This window comes from Acinetobacter tianfuensis, from assembly GCF_003611465.1.
GTDB lineage: Bacteria > Pseudomonadota > Gammaproteobacteria > Pseudomonadales > Moraxellaceae > Acinetobacter > Acinetobacter tianfuensis.
In genome coordinates this window covers 54,331-61,253 of record NZ_RAXV01000023.1, presented here as the reverse complement: position 1 = coordinate 61,253, position 6,923 = coordinate 54,331, and the positions used below count along the sequence as shown (strand labels likewise).

Annotated in this window: 7 protein-coding genes; 1 reads left to right on the top strand and 6 read right to left on the bottom strand. The window is 38.8% G+C overall.

Annotated features, from left to right (window positions below):
- Nucleotides 1-195 (bottom strand): hypothetical protein (locus D7V32_RS11120; protein ID WP_147394221.1); only part of this gene is annotated, 195 nt, incomplete at its 3' end.
- A 144-nt stretch (nucleotides 196-339) separates the two neighbouring features.
- Nucleotides 340-519: a zinc ribbon-containing protein gene (locus D7V32_RS11115; RefSeq protein WP_228200210.1), complete on the bottom strand. Its 180-nt coding sequence runs from the start codon at nucleotides 517-519 to the stop codon at nucleotides 340-342.
- A 320-nt stretch (nucleotides 520-839) separates the two neighbouring features.
- Between D7V32_RS11115 and D7V32_RS11110 the strand changes: the two genes are divergently transcribed.
- Nucleotides 840-1,832, top strand: coding sequence for a putative solute-binding protein (locus D7V32_RS11110; protein ID WP_120402947.1), 993 nt, complete (start codon nucleotides 840-842; stop codon nucleotides 1,830-1,832).
- Nucleotides 1,833-2,007: 175 nt separating this feature from the next.
- Here the strand turns inward: D7V32_RS11110 and vapC are convergent, their stop codons facing one another.
- From vapC to acnD, 4 genes are all read right to left on the bottom strand, one after another.
- Nucleotides 2,008-2,427: a type II toxin-antitoxin system tRNA(fMet)-specific endonuclease VapC gene (gene vapC, locus D7V32_RS11105; RefSeq protein ID WP_120402942.1), complete on the bottom strand. Its 420-nt coding sequence runs from the start codon at nucleotides 2,425-2,427 to the stop codon at nucleotides 2,008-2,010.
- Nucleotides 2,427-2,657: an antitoxin gene (locus tag D7V32_RS11100; protein ID WP_120402941.1), complete on the bottom strand. Its 231-nt coding sequence runs from the start codon at nucleotides 2,655-2,657 to the stop codon at nucleotides 2,427-2,429. The genes vapC and D7V32_RS11100 overlap by 1 nt, the downstream gene beginning before the upstream one ends.
- A gap of 115 nt (nucleotides 2,658-2,772) precedes the next feature.
- A complete protein-coding gene (locus tag D7V32_RS11095; RefSeq protein WP_120402940.1) occupies nucleotides 2,773-4,209 on the bottom strand; it encodes a HEPN domain-containing protein in 1,437 nt (478 codons plus the stop codon).
- Between the two features lie 76 nt (nucleotides 4,210-4,285).
- Nucleotides 4,286-6,904 (bottom strand): Fe/S-dependent 2-methylisocitrate dehydratase AcnD, encoded by a 2,619-nt coding sequence (gene acnD, locus D7V32_RS11090; RefSeq protein WP_120402939.1) that lies wholly within the window; start codon nucleotides 6,902-6,904, stop codon nucleotides 4,286-4,288.
- Between the last annotated feature and the right edge of the window lie 19 nt (nucleotides 6,905-6,923).

Sequence of the window (6,923 nt, the reverse complement as noted above, 5' to 3'; positions counted from 1 at the left end):
ATCAGAAACTGAATGAGAGGCCTGAGTTACTTTCAATAGCTCTCTGGCTAAAAATTTTACCCATACCTTACTGCGCTCATTATGCTTTTTTCCATCCAACACATTTAAAGCTAAACCTGCACTCTCTTGCTTATCACTCTTCTTTTTTGCCAGCTGGAAAGCTGCTGTCAAAGCACACTCTAAATTATCAATCATATTGCTTTTAAAATTTATTCATTTACAACTAAGCCGAATATAGCAAAGAATCCGAAAAGGTTATTTTTATTTTTTCAGTAAAAAGCCCCATCGATTGATAGGGCTTTCATTCAAAACAGAGGGTAACTGTTTGAGTGGCGCTGCTTAGGCAATTTTGTTGTTAAATTGATTGCCAAGGCATTTGGTACACGGAGGTAAACGATCTGTACCAATTTCTAAGTAGACGCGATGTCCACATTGAATGCAAAAATAGAAACCTGTTCCCGGTTTTTCGCCAGCAGTAACCATTTTTGTTCTCCGTAGTTTTAGAAATGGTGAATTCAGTATAACCCAGTTTTATGGAGATGAATTGGTCATTTCGACAAATGATGTGGTCATAATTGCAAAAAATAATTTCAAAATCTGCTGACATTCCTTTTAAAACTGCATATGCATGTTATGCCAGCGCTTGAATGAATACACAAACCGCTGTTTTTCATTTATTTTTTGACTGCCTTATAGTTCTTCTCTTTTTAGACATCAATTCGGCCCGAATTGTTATTGTCATGCGGCATAGTTTTGCTTATGTTGATGACTCTATGCTGCAAGCTCAGCCAAATAAAATAATTTTCAATCAATACAATAATCAAAATATGGACTGCCAAATGAAATCTTCTGTATTGCTTTTAGGTATGATTACTTTTTTTACAGCGACTCAGCTATATGCTAAACAAAAAGTATGTATTTTCGACCCTGCCGGAAAGGCTGGCGATGGTTTTGCTTTAGCCAAGGATTATGCGCTTGAGGCTAAAAAGTGGGGCGCAGATATTGAGTTACGTGCATATATTGATGAACGGATTGCAGCAGAAGATCTGAAAGCTGGTCAATGTGATGGCGCAATTATCAGCGGCTTGCGGGGCCGTCAATTCAATAAATTTACAGGTTCTTTAGATGCCATTGGCGCATTAACCGATATGAAAGCGGCCGTTACCGCCTATCAGCTTTTATCCCGGCCTCAATATGCCAAACAAATGGTCAATGGAGCCTATGAAATTGCTGGATTGGGGACAATCGGGCCTGCTTATATTTTTGTGACCGACCGCAATATCAATACACTGGCAAAAGCTGCAGGTAAAAAAATAGGTGTTTTTGCTTATGATGCAGCCCAGCCGCAACTGGTGCAGCAGGTTGGCGCTCAAGCCGTTTCTGTTGATGTAACCAATGCTGGAGCAAAGTTTAATAACCGTGAAATTGATATTGTACCTGCGCCTATTGTGGCTTATAAACCGCTTGAGCTATACCGAGGTTTAGGTACGCAAGGCGGTATTGTGAAATTTCCGCTGACCCAAGTTTCTGCCAATTTTATTATCCGTAAAGATAAGTTTCCTGAAGGTTTTGGTCAAAAATCACGTCATTGGGTGTCCAGTCAGCTGCACCGTACCTTTACTATTGTGGGCAATTATGAAAAAGATATTCCAGCCAAATATTGGATTCATATCCCGCCAAAAGAGCAAACTGAATATATTAAGTTAATGCGTGAAGCGCGTATTGCCCTGACCAAATCTGGTGTTTACGATGCAAAAATGATGAGTTTACTGAAAAAAGTGCGCTGCAAACAAAGCCCAGCACAGTTTGAATGTGCTCTAAATGATGAATAATTTATAGCCTAATGCATTCGTATGATGTATAGCGTCTATGCCTCCTAAAAATTGCCGTTTGCAAAGCGGTTAGAGGCATGGCGGCTATGGTACAAATTGCTTACTTAGAACCATCATGAACGGTATTCATTTTCTTATCTATCACGTTATTAAAGAACATTTTATAAAAGCATCGCTAAATCGTTTTTGTTACCCAATTGTCTACTTTTAATTGATCTACGCGTAAAAACTCTTTTTCGTTATTCGTTACTATGACCCAATTATTTGCTCTCGCATGCGCTGCAAGCCATAAATCATTGTTGCCAATAATTTGACCTTGGGATGTCAAGTCTTTACGTATTTGTGCATAGTGTTCTGCAACACTTTCATCGAGCTCCATTACTTGAATCATTGAAGCTAATTCATCTATGACTTTAAATGCTTTTTCTTTATTTTGGCTTTTTTCAGCGCCAAATCGTAACTCGCCCAATGTAATCACTGAGATAAAAATATTTCCATTCGGTAGATGCTTTTCAAAATGCTTGCGCACGTTTTCAGGTTGATGCTTAGTGATATAGATACAAATATTGGTATCTAACAAATATTGTGTTTGCATTAGAACTCTTCTCGTTCTTGCGGTGGTTCGTCCACTCTTTCTTCTGCGTAAAAATCATTAGGCATTTGCGCCAATACTTTAAATAAATATTCTGCTGTAACAGGTTTTTCACGCAGTATGACTTCGTCACCACGGCGAAAGATTTCGACTTCTTTACCTTCAAAACGAAATTCTTTAGGCAAACGAATAGCTTGGCTGCGTCCAGTCATAAAAACTTTTGCGGTAGTCATAGCACTACTCCAATAGTTTTGGTATATATCTTATGATAGGTATTTTTTGAGTGTTTTTCAACCACATTAAATATTACCAATTTTTTTCGTTGTGATACCTATTTAGAAAATTTATCTAATTAGGGTCTACACCCAACAATAATTCCTCATCAATTATTTTTGCTTCTAAATATTTTTCATTACATAGTAGAACTCTCACAACCATTTTTAAAATATTAATAGCAACATCTACGGTTTTTAATTCAATACTCTCTGGAATTTTAATAGTCCTCGTTTTTGTTAAATCTTTAGTTCCATGAACAATACCCGATCTATAAGAATAGATTTTTTTTACTTTACTAAAAATTTCCTTAGGTATTTCTTTGCATTCCTTATCTAACTTTGATAATGCTGCAATGCGTAATGCTAATTTATGGGTCATTTCGGTCTTACCATCGTCTGAGAGTAAAACTTCTAAAGCAATCGTAGCATCTAATACTGTATCTTCCTCATCATGTCTAAGCAGGCAACTATTCAACCGTTTTAAAGCTATTGGAATACTTTTATGATTATTATTTGCTAATTTTTCATAAAAATATTTAATCTTATCTAACTGCTCTAAATCAACAGTAGGAAAACTTTGATATAACCAATAACGATCTAATTCAAATTCATTGGGAAATTCTCTGACACTACAGCCATGTATATTTGGTAATTTTTCCTTAAATCCAGAGGTCCAATTTTCAGATTCTGAGAATATCTGTGCATAGCCAGTTTTATCTTTATTAACCAATCTTAATGCACTAAAAAAATTTTGAATTATGGTATTAGGATATGCATCCTTATAATATAAACATTCATATGCTTCTTTACTTTCATTTTTAACAAAATAATTCTTTATGACTAAAGCATGAGTAGCCCCTGCTAGCACACAATCATGCACTAATACATTATGAGACTTTGCTTCTGCTCTACACAAATGTAACTGATCAGATAACTTCTCAATACTTATCCCATCGATTAAATGGTATTTTTCGACATCAAAATTTAAAAAAAGTATTGGTACATATATTGTAATAGGTAATTCTTCTAAAAATGCAAAATTAATTCTTAACCCTATAATTTCTAAAAAATTTGCAAGATCAAAGTCATAACCATAAGTATGTATATATTTATCTAAAATATCTTCTATTAAAAATTGAACATTACTTTTATTCAAATCAATATTAGGAACTTCAATCTTTAAACTAAGCCCAAAGTAGCTGAGTAATTCCTCATCTTCACGTATAAAATTATAAAGTCCTATCAAAGTTGAAAAATTGTTCCAATCTATCTCAGGATTTCCTCCATAACCTCTAAATAAACTAGTAAAATCCTTAGGTCCATTATTTCCAAAAGAATTGCTATTCAATCTTGGAAAACCATTTTCTGCAAAACTAAGCGTAGGAAAATTGCTATAAGATAAAATGTATTTTTTCTGCTTTATTCTATCAATAAGTACAGGAAATACTTCCCTTATACATTCTAAAATAAAATTAGTAAGTTCTTGTCTTTTATTTTGATCTACTGCCATGTCTTAATATTCATAAAAAACCCCACATAAATGTAGGGTCTTTTTACAACAAAATCAATTATATCGGCTTAAAGTCTTAAGCCACATTCCCTTCCAAGAAGTCCTGTGCAAAGCGTCGTAACACACCACCCGCCTCATACACATGCACTTCTTCTTCAGTATCCAAACGACAGGTAACAGGAATCTGAACCACTTCATTCTTACCATCGGCAGTTGAACGCTCAATCACCAAAGTCAGGTCAGAACGAGGCGCAATATTACCAATCACGCTATACAACTCAGTACCATCAAGCTTTAACGTTTTACGATCCGTACCTGCTTTAAACTCAAGCGGTAACACGCCCATACCGACTAAGTTAGTACGGTGAATACGCTCAAAACCTTCGGCAACAATCACTTCCACACCTGCAAGACGCACACCTTTGGCAGCCCAGTCACGACTGGAACCCTGACCATAATCTTTACCTGCAATAATGATGAGCGGTTGCTTACGATTCATATATGTTTCAATCGCTTCCCACATACGCATCACTTCGCCCTCAGGCTCTACACGTGCCTTAGAACCTTGCTTGATCGTACCGTCAGAACGAACCACCATTTCATTAAACAATTTCGGGTTGGCAAATGTCGCACGTTGCGCAGTCAAATGGTCACCGCGATGCGTTGCATATGAGTTAAAGTCTTCCTCAGGCACACCCATTTTATGTAGATATTCACCTGCTGCCGAATCCATCATGATCGCATTCGATGGCGATAAATGATCCGTCGTAATATTATCAGGAAGAATCGCAAGTGGACGCATATTCGCTAAAGTACGAGGTGCAGCCAACGCCCCTTCCCAATACGGCGGACGACGGATATAAGTACTTTGCGGACGCCAATCGTAAAGTGGGCTTTCAGATTTTTCAGTCACACCCAAATCAAACATTGGGATATACACTTTCTTAAACTGTTCAGGCTTCACCGCTTCTTTAACTAATGCATCAATTTCAGCATCAGACGGCCAAATGTCTTTCAGGTAAATTGGATTACCATCTTTGTCATTACCTAAAGAATCTGTTTCGATGTCAAAACGAATCGTCCCTGCAATCGCATACGCCACAACCAATGGAGGCGAAGCCAAGAACGCTTGTTTTGCATAAGGATGGATACGACCATCAAAGTTACGGTTACCTGAAAGTACCGCAGTTGCATATAAATCACGATCAATAATTTCTTGCTGAATCACTGGATCTAAAGCACCTGACATCCCATTACATGTGGTACATGCATACGCCACAATACCAAACCCGAGTTTTTCTAAATCACCCAATACACCTGCTTCTTCAAGGTACAAAGCAGCAGCTTTAGAACCTGGTGCAAATGATGATTTCACCCAAGGTTTACGCACTAAGCCAAGTTCATTTGCCTTACGAGCCAATAAACCTGCCGCTACGGTATTACGCGGGTTTGATGTATTTGTACAAGAAGTAATCGCTGCGATGATGATTGCACCATCTGGCATTAAACCTTCAGCTTCTTGCGCACGAGCCGCGTCTAAGTTACCTGCAATACCTTTGGCTTTAAGGTCAGCTGTTGAAACACGTGCATGTGGGTTTGATGGTCCTGCAATATTACGTGTTACCGTTGAAAGGTCGAAACGAAGTATACGCGGATATTCCGCTTGTTTCATGTCAGATGCCCAAAGACCAATTTCTTTGGCATAAGCTTCAACCAATTTCACTTGATCCGCTTCACGACCTGTCAGCGTTAAATAATCAATGGTGTTTTGGTCGATGTAGAACATTGCCGCAGTTGCGCCATATTCAGGGGTCATGTTGGAAATCGTCGCACGATCGCCCACTGACATGCTGTCTGCACCTTCACCGAAGAATTCTAAATATGCGCCAACCACACGTTCTTTACGCAAGAATTCAGTCAATGCTAAAACGATATCAGTCGCTGTAATGCCTGCTTGACGCTGACCGACAAACTCAACACCGATAATGTCAGGCAGACGCATCCAAGACGCACGACCCAACATCACGTTTTCAGCTTCTAAACCACCCACACCAATTGAGATTACGCCAAGCGCATCGGTATGTGGTGTATGTGAATCTGTCCCTACACACGTATCAGGGAATGCCACACCTTCACGGTTTTGAATCACTGGAGACATTTTCTCCAAGTTGATTTGGTGCATGATGCCGTTACCCGCAGGAATTACATCGACATTTTCAAAAGCTGTTTTAGTCCACTCAATGAAGTGGAAACGGTCTTCATTACGACGGTCTTCGACTGCACGGTTTTTCTCAAATGCGTCAGGATCAAAACCACCGTATTCCACGGCTAAAGAGTGGTCGACGATCAATTGGGTTGGCACAACTGGATTGACTTTAGATGGGTCACCACCTTGATCAGCAATCGCATCACGCAGACCTGCAAGGTCTACAAGCGCTGTTTGACCTAAGATGTCATGACACACCACACGCGCAGGATACCAAGGAAAATCGTGGTCTTGTTTACGGAAAATCAGTTCTTTTAAAGATTGTTCTAGAATGGCTGGATCACAACGGCGAACCAATTGTTCTGCAAGAACTTTAGATGTATATGGAAGTTTTGCGTATGCGCCTGGCTGAATATCTTCTACGGCTTGGCGTACATCAAAGTATTCTAGCTGGGTGCCTTGCAGCGGTTTACGGTAATTGTTGTTCATAGCCTTCCTGCCCTCGGTC

Bases quoted from the DNA above. Each gene is read 5' to 3' on its own strand.
- D7V32_RS11110 (WP_120402947.1), top strand. From the start codon at position 840: ATGAAATCTTCTGTATTGCTTTTAGGTATGATTACTTTTTTTACAGCG.
- vapC (WP_120402942.1), bottom strand. From the start codon at position 2,427: ATGCAAACACAATATTTGTTAGATACCAATATTTGTATCTATATCACT.
- D7V32_RS11100 (WP_120402941.1), bottom strand. From the start codon at position 2,657: ATGACTACCGCAAAAGTTTTTATGACTGGACGCAGCCAAGCTATTCGT.
- D7V32_RS11095 (WP_120402940.1), bottom strand. From the start codon at position 4,209: ATGGCAGTAGATCAAAATAAAAGACAAGAACTTACTAATTTTATTTTA.
- acnD (WP_120402939.1), bottom strand. From the start codon at position 6,904: ATGAACAACAATTACCGTAAACCGCTGCAAGGCACCCAGCTAGAATAC.